At 48.0% G+C, this 16,232-nt stretch carries 12 protein-coding genes; 7 read left to right on the top strand and 5 right to left on the bottom strand.

What is annotated here, in order from left to right:
• The first annotated feature begins 176 nt into the window (after window positions 1–176).
• Together ATN88_RS26540 and ATN88_RS01900 are read left to right on the top strand one after the other, a co-directional pair.
• On the top strand, window positions 177–725 hold the full coding sequence (locus tag ATN88_RS26540; protein ID WP_232312692.1) for a hypothetical protein: 549 nt from the start codon (window positions 177–179) through the stop codon (window positions 723–725).
• 90 nt (window positions 726–815) lie between these two features.
• A complete protein-coding gene (locus tag ATN88_RS01900) occupies window positions 816–2,291 on the top strand; it encodes an EAL domain-containing protein (RefSeq protein WP_269748093.1) in 1,476 nt (491 codons plus the stop codon).
• Window positions 2,292–2,301: 10 nt separating this feature from the next.
• Here ATN88_RS01900 and dctP read toward each other — a convergent pair whose 3' ends face one another.
• Complete coding sequence (gene dctP, locus ATN88_RS01905) at window positions 2,302–3,336, bottom strand: TRAP transporter substrate-binding protein DctP (protein ID WP_067411909.1); 1,035 nt, start codon at window positions 3,334–3,336, stop codon at window positions 2,302–2,304.
• A gap of 280 nt (window positions 3,337–3,616) precedes the next feature.
• Between dctP and ATN88_RS01910 the strand changes: the two genes are divergently transcribed.
• Window positions 3,617–6,160 (top strand): Ig-like domain-containing protein, encoded by a 2,544-nt coding sequence (locus ATN88_RS01910; RefSeq protein WP_067410564.1) that lies wholly within the window; start codon window positions 3,617–3,619, stop codon window positions 6,158–6,160.
• 215 nt (window positions 6,161–6,375) lie between these two features.
• The gene (locus ATN88_RS01915; RefSeq protein ID WP_083539396.1) at window positions 6,376–7,464 is read left to right on the top strand and encodes a helix-turn-helix transcriptional regulator; all 1,089 of its coding nucleotides are present in this window, start codon (window positions 6,376–6,378) and stop codon (window positions 7,462–7,464) included.
• Window positions 7,465–7,685: 221 nt separating this feature from the next.
• Here the strand turns inward: ATN88_RS01915 and ATN88_RS01920 are convergent, their stop codons facing one another.
• The gene (locus tag ATN88_RS01920) at window positions 7,686–8,156 is read right to left on the bottom strand and encodes a DUF5680 domain-containing protein (protein WP_067410570.1); all 471 of its coding nucleotides are present in this window, start codon (window positions 8,154–8,156) and stop codon (window positions 7,686–7,688) included.
• A gap of 132 nt (window positions 8,157–8,288) precedes the next feature.
• Between ATN88_RS01920 and ATN88_RS01925 the strand changes: the two genes are divergently transcribed.
• The 3 genes from ATN88_RS01925 (at window position 8,289) to phnP (ending at window position 10,591) form a co-directional block, all read left to right on the top strand.
• Window positions 8,289–8,600 (top strand): hypothetical protein, encoded by a 312-nt coding sequence (locus tag ATN88_RS01925; RefSeq protein ID WP_067410573.1) that lies wholly within the window; start codon window positions 8,289–8,291, stop codon window positions 8,598–8,600.
• A gap of 344 nt (window positions 8,601–8,944) precedes the next feature.
• A complete protein-coding gene (gene phnN / locus ATN88_RS01930) occupies window positions 8,945–9,514 on the top strand; it encodes a phosphonate metabolism protein/1,5-bisphosphokinase (PRPP-forming) PhnN (protein WP_067410576.1) in 570 nt (189 codons plus the stop codon).
• Between the two features lie 318 nt (window positions 9,515–9,832).
• Window positions 9,833–10,591 (top strand): phosphonate metabolism protein PhnP, encoded by a 759-nt coding sequence (phnP, locus tag ATN88_RS01935; protein WP_067410581.1) that lies wholly within the window; start codon window positions 9,833–9,835, stop codon window positions 10,589–10,591.
• Between the two features lie 173 nt (window positions 10,592–10,764).
• Here phnP and copI read toward each other — a convergent pair whose 3' ends face one another.
• The 3 genes from copI to ATN88_RS01950 all read right to left on the bottom strand — a co-directional run bounded on the left by copI (window position 10,765) and on the right by ATN88_RS01950 (window position 16,211).
• Window positions 10,765–11,313, bottom strand: coding sequence for a copper-resistant cuproprotein CopI (copI, locus tag ATN88_RS01940; RefSeq protein ID WP_067410585.1), 549 nt, complete (start codon window positions 11,311–11,313; stop codon window positions 10,765–10,767).
• A gap of 69 nt (window positions 11,314–11,382) precedes the next feature.
• Entirely contained in the window at window positions 11,383–14,505 is a 3,123-nt protein-coding gene (locus ATN88_RS01945; RefSeq protein WP_067410590.1) for an efflux RND transporter permease subunit, read from the bottom strand.
• Entirely contained in the window at window positions 14,502–16,211 is a 1,710-nt protein-coding gene (locus ATN88_RS01950) for an efflux RND transporter periplasmic adaptor subunit (RefSeq protein ID WP_067410593.1), read from the bottom strand. The genes ATN88_RS01945 and ATN88_RS01950 overlap by 4 nt, the downstream gene beginning before the upstream one ends.
• Between the last annotated feature and the right edge of the window lie 21 nt (window positions 16,212–16,232).

A 16,232-nucleotide genomic window follows, 5' to 3' on the forward strand; every position in this document is an offset into this window, starting at 1 on the left:
GCTGAATGCAGGCGGGCATTTATCACATTATTTATTGTTCATCACATATTGCTTTGCGTAAACCAAACACTACAATAGGAACCCTAATTTTATTTGCAAAAATAATTCGAGTTATACCTCATTTTAATTTAGATGTAGGGTCGCCAGAATATTGCGGCCCATGAAAGCGATATTTAATGAATACAAAGCGAATTGGTAAGTCATTTTTGTCACTGCTTAACCCCTATAAAATAGAAGCGGTGACGCGCTCATTGCGCGCAATGCGTGATGGTATGCTGTGGCTTGTACCCTGCTTGATTGTGTCGAGTATTTTAGGCTTTGCGGCAAGCATGCTTGAGTTCTTGGAAGTCGACGCGCCTGTCTTCATCCATGAACTGAATATACTCAGAGTCTCATTGACCTCGCTTTATCCTTATCTTTTCGCTGCGAGCATCAGTATGATGCTTGCCATTCAATGGCGACTCCCTCGGCCACCTATCGCCGTGCTGTGTATGTCTTATGTCGCCGTTGCCGAAAAGACACTGGGGTACGAAAACCAACTTTCATCCATCATGCTGACCTTTATCGGTCTCACGCTACCGCTTTACGCCGTTCCTTTGCTCTCCAAACTGAAAAAACAAAAATGGGCGAGACTCGTTGAGAGCGAAGTTTCCGGCAAGCTAGTAAAAGATGCGATGAACCTGATTGTGCCGGTGTGCTTGTTACTTTTGTCGTCATGGCCGTGACAAAGATACTGTGGATTTGTGATGCGTGGTTTGACTCTGCCGCTTTCCTACAAGGATTCGACCCTATCAATGAACCCTACACTGTAGACGATTTTCTCGTTATTAAACTCTTTCCTTTGGTTCTTGGGAATTCATGGTTATTACGCGTTAACACCGCTTGTTACGCCACTTATCGAAGCACTCGATATCAACCGCCTTATCTATAACGCGGGCGGTGTTCCGGGCAACATCATGAACCTCTCCACCTTGTCTTCGTTCATGTTTATCGGAGGCTCAGGTGCCACGCTAGGTCTCGCGTTCGCGATTGTCCTGTTTTCCAAAGACAAGGTGATGCGTGTTATCGCCATAACCAGTGTTCCGTTGGGGCTATTCAACATCAACGAGATACTGTTGTTTGGTTTGCCGATCATTTTTAACCTGCGCCTTTTGATGCCATTTTTCCTTGCCCCATTAGCAAATATGTTAGTGAGCGTAACGGCGATGAAGCTGGGGTTAGTCGCGATTCCTGTTGTCATGGCTCCGATAACCAGCCCGCTGGTGCTGAATGCGTTTATCTCCACGGGCGGCGACATTCGCGCTGTTGTGCTGCAACTCATACTCGTGATCATGAGTACGTTGATTTACTGGCCGTTTGTTCGATTGTTGGATAAACACGTAAAAAGACGCGATTTGTACATTCCTTCACTCGATACGACATTCACTCGTCGTGAAGAAGAAGCCTACGTGCTTGCCGTTGATCCGGTGACAGAATCACTGAAAAAAGTGCGTGAAATAGAAGGTGTTGAGAAGCAACTAGAAGCACTGTCTACACGTGAATTCTACCTGGAGTTTCAGCCTCAGGTATCTGGTAAAACACGTCAAGTTGTAGGCGCTGAAGCACTCATTCGTCTTCGTGACAGCAATGGAAAGGTTGAATCGCCGGCCAAGTTTTTGCCTGTGTTTGAAAAAGCCAACCTGATGAAAGACATCGATACATGGGTAATTCGTCAGTCTGTTCAACAAAGCAAAGAGTGGATTGCCCAAGGCTTTTACATGCCGATCAGCGTGAACGTTACCAGCCATACGTTGACAGACTTGGTGGTGATGGAAGAAGTGTTGGATCTGATCGCTGAAGTTCCTGGTTTGCTGCACTTCGAAATTACAGAAGAGTCACTGTTAGAAAAAGAGTCGGTTGTCGAGTCATCCATTTCGCGTTTACACGAAGCAGGCTCAACCGTTCACATTGATGATTTTGGTACGGGTTACAGCTCACTCAGTTATCTGAACCGCTTTGATATCGATGCGATCAAAATTGACCGCAGCTTTGTCGTAGCACTCTCTACTGAACGCGGAAAGCAAGTGTTCTATAGCCTTGTGGGTATCGCGAAACAGCTCGGGATGAACATCATCGTCGAAGGCGTGGAGACTGCCGAGCAGTACAACATCGTCACACGAGAGACCGATGCCGTGGTGCAAGGCTGGTATTTCAGTAAGTCTGTCTCAGCAAAAGACTTCAAGAAATATGCTTTACAACGCAGTGCGCTCTCGTCGAAAACCGCCAAGACAGTAACTGAAGTGTCTTTGTAATCCTCAGCGGTTATTGTTTGCCAGAAAACGCCTCTTCTAACGTGAGAAGCAGGCGTTTTCCTTTATCCCCATTTTCTTCCAAGTATGCTTTCCTGACGGGTGCCGCCAGCTTTTTAAAGCGGTTCCGTTCTCGCTGCGTTAAGTGCACCAATATCATGTCGGGCTTATAGTGTCTGATCTTCTTCAGTTGGGCGGCATTTAAAGCTATCTGGTGTTGATAGATATAATCAGACATATGTTTGAAAGCCTCGCCGAGCATCTCCTTTTCATGCTTGCTCAATGATAGATACCAAGATTGGTTAGCGATGATAGATGTCGTAAAACGTTGTTGGCCAGCCCAAATGAGATAGTCGGTGACTTCGTAAAACTTCATCTCTTCTATGGCAAACAGTGGATTCACTTGGCCATCGATGATCGACGTTTGTAATGCGCCATAAATCTGGGAGTAAGGCAGAGGGATGGGCTCTGCGCCAAACAGTGTATAGGTCTGTTTGATCAATGGCGCGTTCATCACCCGCATTTTAAAACCGCCAAAATCACGAGGATGACGCACCAGTTTGTTGGTCGACCATACCATTTCACCTTCAAGATACAGCGTCATCAAACGGAGGTTTTTGTCGATGAGTGCATCACCAATGACCTCGTAAATTACTTTGTTTGTACTGAGCACTTGTTGGTTGATTCGATCATCGGCAGAGAACAGATAGGGAATGGTAAATACTTGTATTTCTGAGATAAGGTCGCCAAGAATCCCTGTTGAAGCGTGAGTCAGTTGAAGGGTGCCATTAGCGGTTAACGCGGTGAGATCTTCAGACTCACCCAAGGTACCGTAACTGAAAATGTCGACCTTTATTTTGCCTTCAGACTTGCTCTCTACCAGCCGCTTAAACTCCTGCGCATAAACGTCTTGTACCGAGCCATCAATTTCCTCGAGCCCGAATCGCCAGACCTGAGTTTCTGTATCGTCAGCATGTGTCTGCAATGAAGCGAAAGAAAAAATGAGGAAGAAAAGGAACTTTAACGTGGCAGGGGTACAACTCGACATCATGCGCGGTCCTTCTGTGCGGTCGATTCATTTTCTGGGTTCAATAGATATTCCTGTGACTATAGCGTAGCCGAATCGAAAAGAGTGATGCTGTCAGAGTTTTGATTTTGAAAGGAAGAAATGTTGCGGTCAGGTTATGACTGCGGGTTGCAAATTAACAAAAAATGTCCGTAGGGTCATGGAGTGTATGGGAAGAATTTTCCATGATGGGACTGGGATATTTCATACGAAAAATAAAGTGAAAACCCACCTATCTATTTCTCGAATAAGGAAATTCAACATGCACAAACCCATAGTACTTTCAGCGATCACGCTGAGTATAGTGGCGGCTTTTCCGTCTTGGGCGGTGGATTGTACATCATTGCCTACTTGGGAAAATTCAGCGGTTTACACAAGTGGAGAAGAAGTCGCTCACCTTGGTGAGGCGTACAAAGCAAATTGGTGGACATCGGGAAAAAATCCCGCTGACCATTCAGGACAATGGCAAGAGTGGCAATCACTGGGTCAATGTTCTGTCGCAGGTAACCAGCCACCAACCATCAGTGTCACTTCTCCTCTAAACAATGCTCAATTAACTGATGGTGATGTCATCACCTTGTCGGCTGACGCTGCGGATGCAGACGGCTCGGTGGCTGATGTCGAATTTATGGCTAACGGCTCAAGCTTAGGTGTGGTTACTCAATCACCTTACACGCTTAACTGGACGCCGCTGACCGGAGACTACGTTATCTCAGCCGTGGTGACAGACAACGAAGGTGCCACAGCAACATCTGAAGTGTCTGTTCGTGTTGTGCCAACAGACGTTGCTGCGCCGCCAGAAGCCACGCTGCTTAACCCAACGGCGCAATCCCAGATAAAAGAGGGAGAGCAAGTCCTTATCCAAGCATCGGCAACGGACGCTGATGGTATTGTCACCTTGGTTGAGTTCTATGTAGATAATGCACTTGTGGGACAAGATGATACTTCTCCTTATGAAGTGTCTTGGACGGCAACGAAAGGTCTCCGCACCTTTAAAGCGAAAGCGTTTGATCAGGATGGATTGTCCGGATGGACTGGCGAGGTATCGGTCAACGTAGAAGGGGAAACCGTCGGCGGTGGTTGCGCTGGCGTTCCTGTCTATCAAGCAGGTACAGCATATTCGGTGGGAGATATCGTTCAAAACGGCAACTACAAATACCAATGTGATGTGGCAGGTTGGTGCTCGTCGGATGCTGCCTGGGCATATGAACCGAACAATGGTGCTCACTGGCAAGATGCTTGGACGGAGCTGGGTATTTGCGCCATCGTCCCAACAGTTTCGTTCACATCACCTGCAGACAATGCAACGGTACTTGCTGGAAGTACTGTGTCATTGGCAGTAGATGCGACCGATGCGGATGGCTCCGTCAGTGGGGTTGAGTTCCTTGCTGATGGTAAGAGCGTAGGGACTGATAACTCGGCACCGTATTCTGTTGATTGGCTAGCATCGGGGCTTGGCAATGTTAACTTGAGTGCCGTTGCGACAGACAACGAAGGCAATACTGGATCTGATGCAGTCTTGGTGACCGTTAGCGATCAGCCTGTCGTGGCAACGCTGACTTCACCAACTACTGGCACTAGCGTTGGTTTAGGCAAAGCGGTTCAACTGGAGGCTGAAGCGAGCTCGTTTGCAGGCGTGATCACCAAAGTAGAGTTCGCGGTTGATGGTGTCGTCGTTGCAACGGATACGTCTGCGCCTTACAGCGCAAGTTGGACGCCTGGCGCTATCGGTTCTTACGTCGTTTCTGCTGTAGCAACGGACGATTCTGGACTCACCGCAACGACGGATGGCGCGACGGTTAAGGTCTTCGAACAGTCCGCTGTGAAGCATAAGTTGATTGGTTACTGGCACAACTTTGTAAACGGTGCAGGGTGTCCAATGAATCTCAGCGAAATGTCTGACGCGTGGGACATCATTGATATCGCCTTTGCTGAGAACGATCGTAACAGTGATGGTACGGTTCACTTCAACCTCTATGCTGGCGACATCTACAGTGACTGTGCGCCGTTGGATCCTCAGCGATTCAAGCAGGATATGGCTGCACTTCAAGCGAAAGGTAAAGTGTTCGTGCTCTCTCTAGGCGGTGCGGAAGGAACCATTACCCTGAACACCGACACGGATGAAGCGAACTTCGTAGCAAGCTTGACTGACATCGTGAAGGAGTGGGGCTTTGACGGCTTGGACGTTGATCTCGAAAGTGGGTCAAACCTACTTCATGGTTCCCAAATTCAGGCGCGTTTGCCAAGGGCATTGAAACAAATTGAAACCAACCTTGGTGGCGATATGTACCTCACGATGGCACCTGAGCATCCTTATGTTCACGGCGGCATGATCGCATACAGTGGTATCTGGGGGGCTTATATTCCGTTGATTGACGAGTTGCGAGATACCTTGGATCTCTTGCATGTTCAACTTTATAACAACGGTGGCCTGCCTAACCCTTACTTGCCCGGTTCTGCACCAGAAGGCTCTGTCGATATGATGGTTGCGCAGTCTAAGATGCTGATAGAAGGGTTTGAGTTGGCCAATGGGCAGATGTTCGCGCCACTTCGTGATGATCAAGTTGCGATTGGTTTGCCATCAGGACCAAGCTCTGCAAACTCGGGTCAAGCTCCGACGCAGAACATTCTGGATGCGTTGGATTGCTTAACCAAAGGCACGCGTTGTGGAACAGTTGTACCTGCCTTTAACTACCCTAACTACGGCGGCGTTATGACGTGGTCGATTAACTGGGATCAGCATGATGGCTTTAACTTCTCTGGCCCTGTGGGTGATAAGTTAAAAGCGATGAATGCAGGCCAGTAAAATCTCTGGCGGTAAAATAAAACCGGGAGCTTAGGCTCCCGTTTTTTTTGAAGCCAGATCTAAATAGGCATTTATATGCTTATCATATGCGAATACTCCAATTAGCTTTTACTTATTGAGACAGTTGTCTACCGCCCATGTTTCTAGACTTATGCCTTTGGCCCTAACTTGGGTCTGCTTTAGATCTAGCCGAAAAATCTGAGAGACTGAGCGGTATGAAACTCAATATGCATGAACTGATTGCATCGATTTATGAGAGCGCATCCAACCGCGACTGGATGCCCGCGCTAGAAAAACTGCAGGGCGAATTGGGAGCAAATAGATGTATTTTGGGGAGCTTCAACCCCAAAGAACTCACACCAAATTCATTGCACATCACCAACCTCCCGCCCGTAATGGCATCGTTCCAAGACACCTATGTGCATGATCCTATCTACAAAGTGGCAGCGAGAGTGCCGCCAAGAGAAGTGATGATCCTCAACTCTGTTCAGAAAGAAGCACCTTTCAAAGGCAGTTGGTTTTTTAACGAATATCATGTGCGCGGTGATGTCGGACACATCATGGGCAGTAACTTCATACTTAGCGAAGAGGAGTATGCCTTTGTGGCGCTAAACAGAAGTTCGAAGCAGGCAGGCTTTGATGATGAAGAATACAAAGTCTTAAGTGCCTTAATATCTCACTTTGTCACTGCGTTTGATATCTACGAGAAAAACTGCCAACACGCGCAAAATAAAGTCATTTTTGAAGCGATTTGCAGCGCGTACCATTGCGCAATTTGTGTCGTAGACGAATCGGGTAGAGTGCAGTTTTCGAATGAGTTAGCCGAGGAATTGTTCCGAAAATACCGTGGATTAAGCATCTACCAAGGGAGGCTGACGTCTTGTTATTCACTGATAAACAGTCAGCTTGCGCAAGGATGTCAGAACATTGCAGCCATGGGGATGGCCTCACCGCAAATGACGATTCCGATTATGGCTTCAGAGAAGGAACCTGCCATGCAGGTACGACTTTCTCCCATCGTGACGGATGAAAACTATCATGCAAAACAAAATGTTCGTGTGCTGGTTTCGGTAAAAATTGCAGAGAGCAAACCCATTACCTACATGTCTCAAGCGTACGGATTTACAAAGTCAGAAGCGCGAGTAGCAGAGCTTTTGGTGCAAGGGAACTCATTACAGGAGATTTCAGACACACTGTTCCGATCACGGGAAACCATCAAGACCCATTTGAAAAATCTGATGAGCAAAACCAAAACCCATTCACAGACAAAGCTGATCAGTGTATTGCTACAACACAGTTTCTAGCGCGCAGCGTAAGGTGTCTTTAAGGAAACCGGACGTCTTCACCAAAATGCTGTGTATTATCACCCAGATGGGTGAAGCGAAGACAAAGATGACAAGCCACACTAACAATGACATGTATAAACACCGTCAAGTGTTTACAACATCGTCAGTTCAGTACTCAGACATAAATTTAAAATGTGGCTAGGATCTACCTCCCGATCATACGTGACGGGAGGTCTTTTTTATGGCTTTATCACGCCACCATGATAGTGCAGCTCGTACACTTTTTTACCTTCGAACTTTATCCACTCGTAACCGGTGAAGCTTTCTACTGATCCTGAATTGGTGTCATGGTAAGTGCCAAGTTCTGTTTCATTCACCGAGTCTCCTAAGAAATGCCCGGTTTCATAAAGCTTAGAAAGGCTGTCTAAGACGACAATGCCGGCTTTTTCCCCATCGAAAATAGAGGGTTCGATAATTCGACCGTAGTAGTTCATTGCCCAAACAGGTTCACCATCAAAATACACTGTTTCCTGTCCAAGAAAGTCTGTTCCGCCAAAATAACTATCGAGGTACTGAAAACGTCCTTCTTGGAATTGGATGTCATGTGACCCTAAGCGAGAAGGCAGGCATTTGGGTGCTCTAGCGACATAGGCGTTTGCTTTTGCTTTAACGATAAATGCGTAAAGTGATTCCGACGTAAAACCTATCATGTTGTCTTCCGATGAAATGAAAAACCGATAATAACTGTATGTATGAACAGTATTTGCGAGATGTGTCATGTTTCGCAACTTTTTGAAATTATTGTCTATAATTTCATCAGGTTTCAAAAATGAGGCATCAACATGGGTGAATGGTTGAATAAAGAAGTTGCCGGTTTCGACATTGCGGTGATGACAAAACGCACTGTTGGTAACCTCGGCAAAGAATACGAAAGCTCGGGAAAGGGAAAAGAGTGGCATTCCAGCCGGACAGTGCGGTTGGAAGGATTCAATGACTTCCGCGTCATCAGCCTAGATACAATTTGGCAGCAAATGTTGGAAAATAAAGAGACTCAATTCTCGGGTGTCGTGCTGGCATTGGAAACCATTGTTAAGCTCGGTGATACCCTTCAACTTGAAACACCCTACGATGTTGAAATAAACATTACGTATTGATAAGTACTCCTACCATATGGGTTGGCTCTTTTGCAAAGGGCTGATCCTCCATTCAAAAATCCGCAATAAACACGCAATAAAGTGCTGTTGATGTGTACGGCCTGGAGCAATGATTTCTATTCATCAAAATGACGCTGTACAGTGATTTCGAATGCCATTTCGGTATCCAAAACGTCGACGTTCCTCTCAATTGGCAACGATGGGTGAGCGTTCATTTGTGGCTGGATTTTCAACAACGATATAAACCGCACATCGCGTTGATGAATTAGGGATTATTGTAGTGATGGCTGCGCCAAATTTGGCGTTTTAGTAACCGTATGTTCTTGGGAAAGAAGGAACACTATATGGGTAAACTCTTTTACGTTGTTGGCGCATCAGGAGCAGGTAAAGACACTGTTATTGATTCGGCGCGAGAGCTGTTTGGTGATCACCTCGTGATTGCACACCGTTATATCACTCGTTCGGTTCTCACTGGGCGAGAAAACCATGTGGCATTGACGGAGGTGGAGTTTGAACAGCGCATTAAACATCGTATGTTCTCAATGCATTGGCAGGCCCATGGGTTGCGCTACGGTATCGGTAAGGAAATCGAAAACTGGTTAGCGTCAGGTGTCAATGTCATGGTGAACGGTTCTCGTGCTTATTTGCCTTATGCCAAAGAAGTGTTTGGACGTCGCCTTCAAGTGGTATGGGTAGCGGTTCGTCCAGATATCCTTCAGCAAAGGTTGGAGGCACGCGAGAGAGAGAACAATGAGGACATCACGGAAAGACTGGAGCGCGCAATTCGCTATGATGCGGTAAGACCAACATCCGCCATATTGATTGATAACAGTGGTTCTGAACAAGACACGGCGCGCCAAGTTCAGGAAAAACTAGAGCAGATAATTCGTCTACCGTTTGCTGAAAAAGTGTAAACGGGAGGATCAGTAACCAACAAGGTGACTGAAATCTCATTTTCCATGAATTGCTAATAAACAATCGCGAATTTGCGTTGATTGCTCTGAGATAGAGCGATTAAGAGAATTCAAAATTGGGTCAGTGTTGAGACATCTATTTGTTTCTACAGCGTACTAGTCTGTGTGGGTCAGAATTGTTTGCCAGCTCATAAGGCGGTACATGGTTTGTGGTTGGGTACGTCGAGATTGATGTTCGAGAGGTAAACAGAAGCGAATACTAATAACTAGAAGTGAGGTAAAAAACCTAACTTCTTCTGTTTTATCAGGGATAGATAAATGCTCAAACTTACCTTGTTGGGAACCGGGGCTGCCGGTGGCGTGCCTTTGTATGGTTGCGAGTGTCCGGCATGCGAACGCGCGACCATGCAACCCGCTTTTGAACGCAGACCTTGTTCTGCAATGGTGGAGTGGGGTCGAAGCAGCTCTCAAGAACGCCTTATCATCGATGCAGGGTTGATGGACCTCCACGCCCGTTTTCCCGCAGGCACCTACAAAGGGTTTCTCCTTACGCACTTCCATGTCGATCATGTCCAAGGTTTTTTCCATATGCGATGGGGAAAAGCGGAGTCGATCCCGGTATGGTGCCCCGATGATCCAGAAGGCTGCGCGGACTTGCTAAAAAATCCGGGATGTCTGCGTTTCCTACCTGAAATGAAGCATGCTGAAACCATGACAATTAACGGGCTTAGAGTGACACCACTTGCCATGAAACACTCGCGCCCCACCTTTGGTTATTTGCTTGAGTTTGGCACTAAATCTATAGCGTATTTGACAGACACTGAAGGTCTTCCTGCGCATACGATGGACTTTCTGCGTTCTCAAAGAAGGCTGAATGCGTTGGTGCTAGATTGCAGTTTTCCACCCAATCATGATGGCACCAATCACGGTGACATAGAAAATGCCAAGCGAATCTATGAGGTGCTCAACCCCGACGAGTTAATCATCACCCACATAGGCCATGAGCTCGATCATTGGCTGATGAACAATGATGTTCCTGATTGGCTGGAAATTGGCAGGGAAGGGATGACGATTTGATAATGGTTGGTGCCTGAACATCAATAAACATGATGGTTTAGAAAGACGAAGTTCAGACAGACAAGTTAAGTTCAGATAGGCACGGGGAGTCGATTTCGACTCCCCGTGTTCTTTTCATTCCGACTCAGCACGCCAATGTGTTCTACGCTTGAGCGTCGAATTGAGAAATAGAATTACAGTGTGATGCTTTTGACCATTCCCGCTTCAGCATGGCCGGGAATGTTACACGCGAATTCAACGTTCGTGTCGCCGTGAAAATGCCATAGCAATTGTTTTGCTTTCCCTGGCTTTACGGTGACTGTGCTGCCTGAGTCATGATCGTGATGACTTGTCATTTTCTTCATCATTTCGCGGTGTTCGAGTTGCTCTTCCATCGAGCCAATTGAAAACTCGTGATCGATCTTGCCCACGTTCAGTACGACGAATTGAACAACATCATTTGGCTCGATCTTCACGTCTTTTTTAAAGTTAATGCGCATGTCGTCAGTCAAGATAACGTGAACGACTTTGTCAGGTTTTGCACCGTTTGCAGGCATGCCAACTGCCGACATACCCTCCATGTTCATCATGCCAGAATGGTCCATTTTACTGTGATCCATTGATGCGTGGTCCATCGAAGAATGATCCATAGAGCCGTGGTCCATTTTTGAATGATCCATCGTTTCAGCCATCGCACCCGTTGAGAGAACAGCTAGCGTTATTGCAATCAGAGTCTTTTTCATTGTGCTTTCCTTGTATGTTCTTATAAGAAGTTGGCTGCGACATGTTGACGCAGCCTGTTGTTGTATTGCTTATGCGTGAATTTCTCGGCTCTTCCAGAGCTTAAAGGTGGCTGGAAGCACCAACAGCGTGAGCAGCAAGGCTGACGCCATACCGCCAATCATTGGCGCGGCGATACGCTGCATTACTTCTGAGCCTGTCCCTTCGCCATACATGATGGGAATAAGGCCGATGATGACTGTGAGTACCGTCATCATGACTGGACGTACACGCAAACCTGCGCCTTCACGAATCGCAGAGGTGAGGTCACTCGCTTGTAGTGGTTGACCTTGTTCCTGCGCGTCGAGCTTTCTGCCATGCCATGCTTGGTTGAGGTAAACCAACATAATCACCCCAATCTCAACAGCCACACCGGCGAGCGCAATAAAGCCGACACCGACCGCAATGGAGAAGTTGTAGTTGAGGTAATGCATCAACCAAAGACCACCAACCATTGCGAGCGGAAGCGTCGCCATGATGATCATCACTTCACCCACACGGCGGAAGCTCATGTAAAGCAAGAGCATGATGATTGCGAGAGTAATCGGTACAACAACGCTTAAACGTTCTTTTGCGCGTTCCATGTATTCGTATTGGCCAGACCAAGCTAGTGAATAACCCGACGGAAGTTGGAGTTGTTCAGCGACTGCTTGTTTCGCATCAACCACGTAAGACCCCAAATCTCGTCCGTCGATGTCCACGAATACCCAACCGTTTGGACGTGCGTTTTCGGTTTTGATCATCGGTGGGCCATCTTCGTAGCGAATATCTGCAACGTCAGCCAGTGCAATACGGGCACCATTTGGCGTGACCAGTGGCAGTTCTTGCAGCTTCACTAAAGAATCACGATAGTCTTGTGGGTAGCGAACGTTGATCGGATAGCGTTCCAGCCCTTCAATGGTTTCCCCAACGTTCATACCACCAACGGCTGTCGAAATGACCTGCTGAACATCTTTGATGCTCAGGCCGTAACGAGCTGCAGCGCGGCGTTTAATGTCGATAGTGACATATCGGCCACCAGCGACACGTTCCGCGTAGACAGATGCTGTGCCTTCAACACCATTCAAAATCGGTTCGAGTTGAGAGCCAATGGTTTCAATTACCGCCAGATCGGGGCCTGCGATCTTAATGCCAATTGGTGTTTTGATACCCGTCGCCAACATGTCGATACGGGTTTTGATCGGCATTACCCATGCGTTGGTGAGGCCAGGGAATTGCACGAGGTCGTCAAACTCTTTGCGCAATGACTCTGTTGTGACGCCTTCTCGCCATTCTTCGCGTGGTTTGAGCTGAATAACGGTTTCAATCATGGTCAGCGGCGCAGGGTCAGTTGCGGTTTCTGCTCGACCGATTTTGCCCCAGACTGTCTCCACTTCAGGGACGGTTTTGATCAGTTTGTTGGTTTGTTGCAGCAGCTCACGGGCTTTACCGATGGAAATACCAGGGTAGGTGGTCGGCATATACATCAGATCGCCTTCATCCAGCGGTGGGATGAATTCACTGCCCAATTTATTGATTGGGTAGTAAGACGAAGCCATCAGAGCCAGAGCCAAGAAAATCATGGTTTTCGGGAACTTGAGGCTCAGGTTGAGCATTGGGCGATACATGGCAATCACCGCTTTGTTCGCCGGGTTTTTATGCTCGGGTAACACCTTACCGCGAATGAAATAACCCATTAAGACTGGCACCAATGTAATGGCTAAGCCTGCCGCAGCAGCCATGGCATAAGTCTTGGTGAACGCCAGCGGCGAGAACATCTTGCCCTCTTGGCCTTCCAGTGCGAACACTGGAACAAAGCTCAGGGTGATGATCATGAGCGAGAAGAACAGAGGCGCACCGACCTCTTCTGCTGCTTTGCTGATCACTTCCCAGCGGTTTTTATCGGTCAGTGGTGTCCGCTCTATGTGCTTATGCACGTTTTCGATCATGACTATTGCGCCATCAACCATGGCACCGATTGCGATAGCGATACCACCCAACGACATGATGTTGGCGTTAATGCCTTGCCAATGCATGACGATAAACGCAGAAAGAATACCAATAGGCAAACTGATCGCGATAACCAGTGAAGAACGCATGTGGAAGAGGAACAGCGCACACACTACCGCAACCACGATGAATTCTTCGGCAAGTTTCTTCCAAAGGTTTTCAACGGCCGCGTCAATCAGGGTTGAACGGTCGTACGTGGCAACGATCTCAACGCCCTCTGGCAGGCTACGTTGCAGATCTGACAGTTTGTCTTTGACGTTGTCGATCACCTCGCTGGCGTTCTCACCAAAGCGCATCACGATCACGCCACCAACCGCTTCACCTTCACCATTGAACTCCGAGATGCCCCGACGCATTTGTGGGCCGATATTGATGTCTGCAATATCACCCAGCAAAAGAGGCGTACCTTTCTCCGTGACTTTTAGAGGAAGCGATTGAATGTCTTCGACGCTGCTCAAGTAGCCAGTGGTGCGTACCATATGCTCTGCTTCGGCAACTTCGATGACAGATGCGCCGGTTTCTTGGTTACCGTTTTGGATTGCCATGTTGACCTGTTGCAAGGTCAGGTCATAGGCGCGTAGTTTCGCCGGATCAATCTGTACTTGGTATTGCTTCACCATGCCGCCAACGGTGGCAACTTCAGACACCCCTTCAACCGTTTGCAGTTCGTATTTCAGGAACCAATCTTGAAGGCTGCGGAGCTCCGCCAGATCGTGCTGTCCGGTTTTGTCTTGAAGGACATAGCTGTAAATCCAGCCCACACCCGTAGCGTCTGGGCCCAGTGTAGGTTTTGCACTTGGTGGCAGCTTAGGTGCAACTTGGCTTAAGTATTCCAACACGCGCGAACGCGCCCAATACATGTCGGTATCGTCATTGAAGATGATGTATACGTACGAATCACCAAAGAAAGAATAGCCGCGTACGGTTTCCGCTCCCGGCACCGCGAGCATCGCGGTTGTGAGCGGGTAGGTCACCTGATCTTCGACAACCTGTGGTGCTTGCCCCGGATAAGTGGTCTTGATAATGACTTGAACGTCAGACAAGTCTGGCAGTGCATCAACTGGCGTCTTTTTCACACTGTAGATGCCGCCGAGCGTTAGAAAGACGGTCGCGACCAATACCAGAAAACGATTGGCAATCGACCATCGGATAATGGCACCGATCATTGCTTGCCTCCTGACAATTCAAGAGACTTCAATACATAGTCATTGCCTTCTTTAGCGACTAGAAACCGAACGGTTTGACCCTCTGCGAAATCCGCTAGGTTTACGCTGTCTTCAACAGAGAAGTTCATCTCTCCTGCTTCCCAGTTCCATTCAGAAACAGGCTGGTGAGACAAGGTGATCATGCCGAAATCCGCCATGAGCATGGAAATGTCACCCGTGAGCCAAGCTTCCGGTGCAACCGTGTTTTCACTGACTTTGTAGTCGACGATTTCATACTGGCCGGAGCCAGATTTCTGCATTTCAAACTCAATGCCTTGACCTGCCTGCATGTCTGTCATTTCAACGCCATCGGCGAAAGTGAAGTTCATGACCATACCCGGCCAATTCCACTCAGGAACAGGTTCGTGATTGATGGTTAACATACGGTGATCGGTCATCACGTCAGTGATTTGGCCTTTTGCCCACATGGTCTCAGCAGGTGGTTCAACACCATTGATGCGCGCAAGATCGGCAGATTGGCTGGATTCAGAGTCCAACATAAAGTGAGCAGAAGTGACGATGCGGTCAGCTTCCGTGAGTCCTTGAAGCACTTCTATGCGGTCACCGGCTTCTCGGCCAACTTCAATACGGGCAGAGCGGTACTTGCCTTCACCTTCAGCAAGCACGACGCGAGTCATGCCGCCGGAACGAATCACCGCGTTCTTCGGTACGGTGAGAACTGAATCATCGGTAACGGGTTGCAGGGCAATATTGGCGAACATGTTTGGTTTGAGTTCACCGTTAGGGTTCACGAACTTTAGGCGAACGCGAAGGGTACGGGTTTTTGGATCGAGAATAGGATAGACATAGTCGATTTCGCCTTTCCATTCTTTACCCGGCAGCGCATCCAAGGTCATGGTGGCAATGCTGCCTGCTTTCATCCAATGCGCCTGACGCTCAAAGACTTCTGCGTCTACCCACACTTCCTCAAGTGGGCCTGCACTGATAACGGCTTGGGCTGGCGAAAGGTAACCACCTTCACGAATATTGAGGCTTGCGATCACGCCGTCAGCAATGGCTTTGATTTCGATGGTTTGAGACGCTTTCCCGCGTTTTACGATTTGCTGGATTTGGTCGCGGTCAACGCCAAGTGACACTAAGCGCTCGGTTGCGCCTTTCACTAACCCTCTGCGGCCTGTACGTTGAGCATTGAGAAGTTCTTCCTGCGCTTTGACGAGCTCAGGTGAATACAGGGTAAACAGCACATCGCCTTTGTTTACGCGTTCACCGACTGCATTAATAAAGAGTTTTTCAACCCAGCCTGCGACACGCACGTTGGTTTGCCATAAATGGCTTTCATCAAACGCAATATAACCGACGGTCTCTATACGTGGTGATAGTTGGGCATATTCCACAGCCGCGGTTTTCACCCCTAAATTGTTTTCGACAGCAGGGTCGATTTTTACTGTGCCCGGCTTGTCATTGGCACCTGATAAATCTTCCGCGTATACCGGAATCAAATCCATGCCCATTGGAGATTTACCCGGCTTATCGCGCTTGTAATTTGGGTCCATCGGCGCGACCCAGTAAAGAGGGTCATCGCTGCCTTTTGCTGAATCAGCACTGGCCATTGCGGACATGTCTTGTCCGTTTAGGAACTGATTTGCGCCAAATCCAATGGCACCGCCAATCAGCAGAGCGAGAGTGGCTACTTGCATCGTTTTCATTGTTGTTATCCTTGTTAGCGT

The sequence above is a fragment of the Enterovibrio coralii genome (assembly GCF_001559595.1).
Classification (GTDB): Bacteria; Pseudomonadota; Gammaproteobacteria; order Enterobacterales; family Vibrionaceae; genus Enterovibrio; species Enterovibrio coralii.

Excerpts from the sequence above, each read along its gene's own strand:
- copI (WP_067410585.1), bottom strand. The coding sequence starts at position 11,313 with ATGAAAAAGACTCTGATTGCAATAACGCTAGCTGTTCTCTCAACGGGT.
- ATN88_RS01950 (WP_067410593.1), bottom strand. The coding sequence starts at position 16,211 with ATGAAAACGATGCAAGTAGCCACTCTCGCTCTGCTGATTGGCGGTGCC.
- ATN88_RS01910 (WP_067410564.1), top strand. The coding sequence starts at position 3,617 with ATGCACAAACCCATAGTACTTTCAGCGATCACGCTGAGTATAGTGGCG.
- ATN88_RS01920 (WP_067410570.1), bottom strand. The coding sequence starts at position 8,156 with ATGATAGGTTTTACGTCGGAATCACTTTACGCATTTATCGTTAAAGCA.
- ATN88_RS01925 (WP_067410573.1), top strand. The coding sequence starts at position 8,289 with ATGGGTGAATGGTTGAATAAAGAAGTTGCCGGTTTCGACATTGCGGTG.
- dctP (WP_067411909.1), bottom strand. The coding sequence starts at position 3,336 with ATGTCGAGTTGTACCCCTGCCACGTTAAAGTTCCTTTTCTTCCTCATT.
- ATN88_RS26540 (WP_232312692.1), top strand. The coding sequence starts at position 177 with ATGAATACAAAGCGAATTGGTAAGTCATTTTTGTCACTGCTTAACCCC.
- ATN88_RS01945 (WP_067410590.1), bottom strand. The coding sequence starts at position 14,505 with ATGATCGGTGCCATTATCCGATGGTCGATTGCCAATCGTTTTCTGGTA.
- ATN88_RS01915 (WP_083539396.1), top strand. The coding sequence starts at position 6,376 with ATGAAACTCAATATGCATGAACTGATTGCATCGATTTATGAGAGCGCA.
- phnN (WP_067410576.1), top strand. The coding sequence starts at position 8,945 with ATGGGTAAACTCTTTTACGTTGTTGGCGCATCAGGAGCAGGTAAAGAC.
- phnP (WP_067410581.1), top strand. The coding sequence starts at position 9,833 with ATGCTCAAACTTACCTTGTTGGGAACCGGGGCTGCCGGTGGCGTGCCT.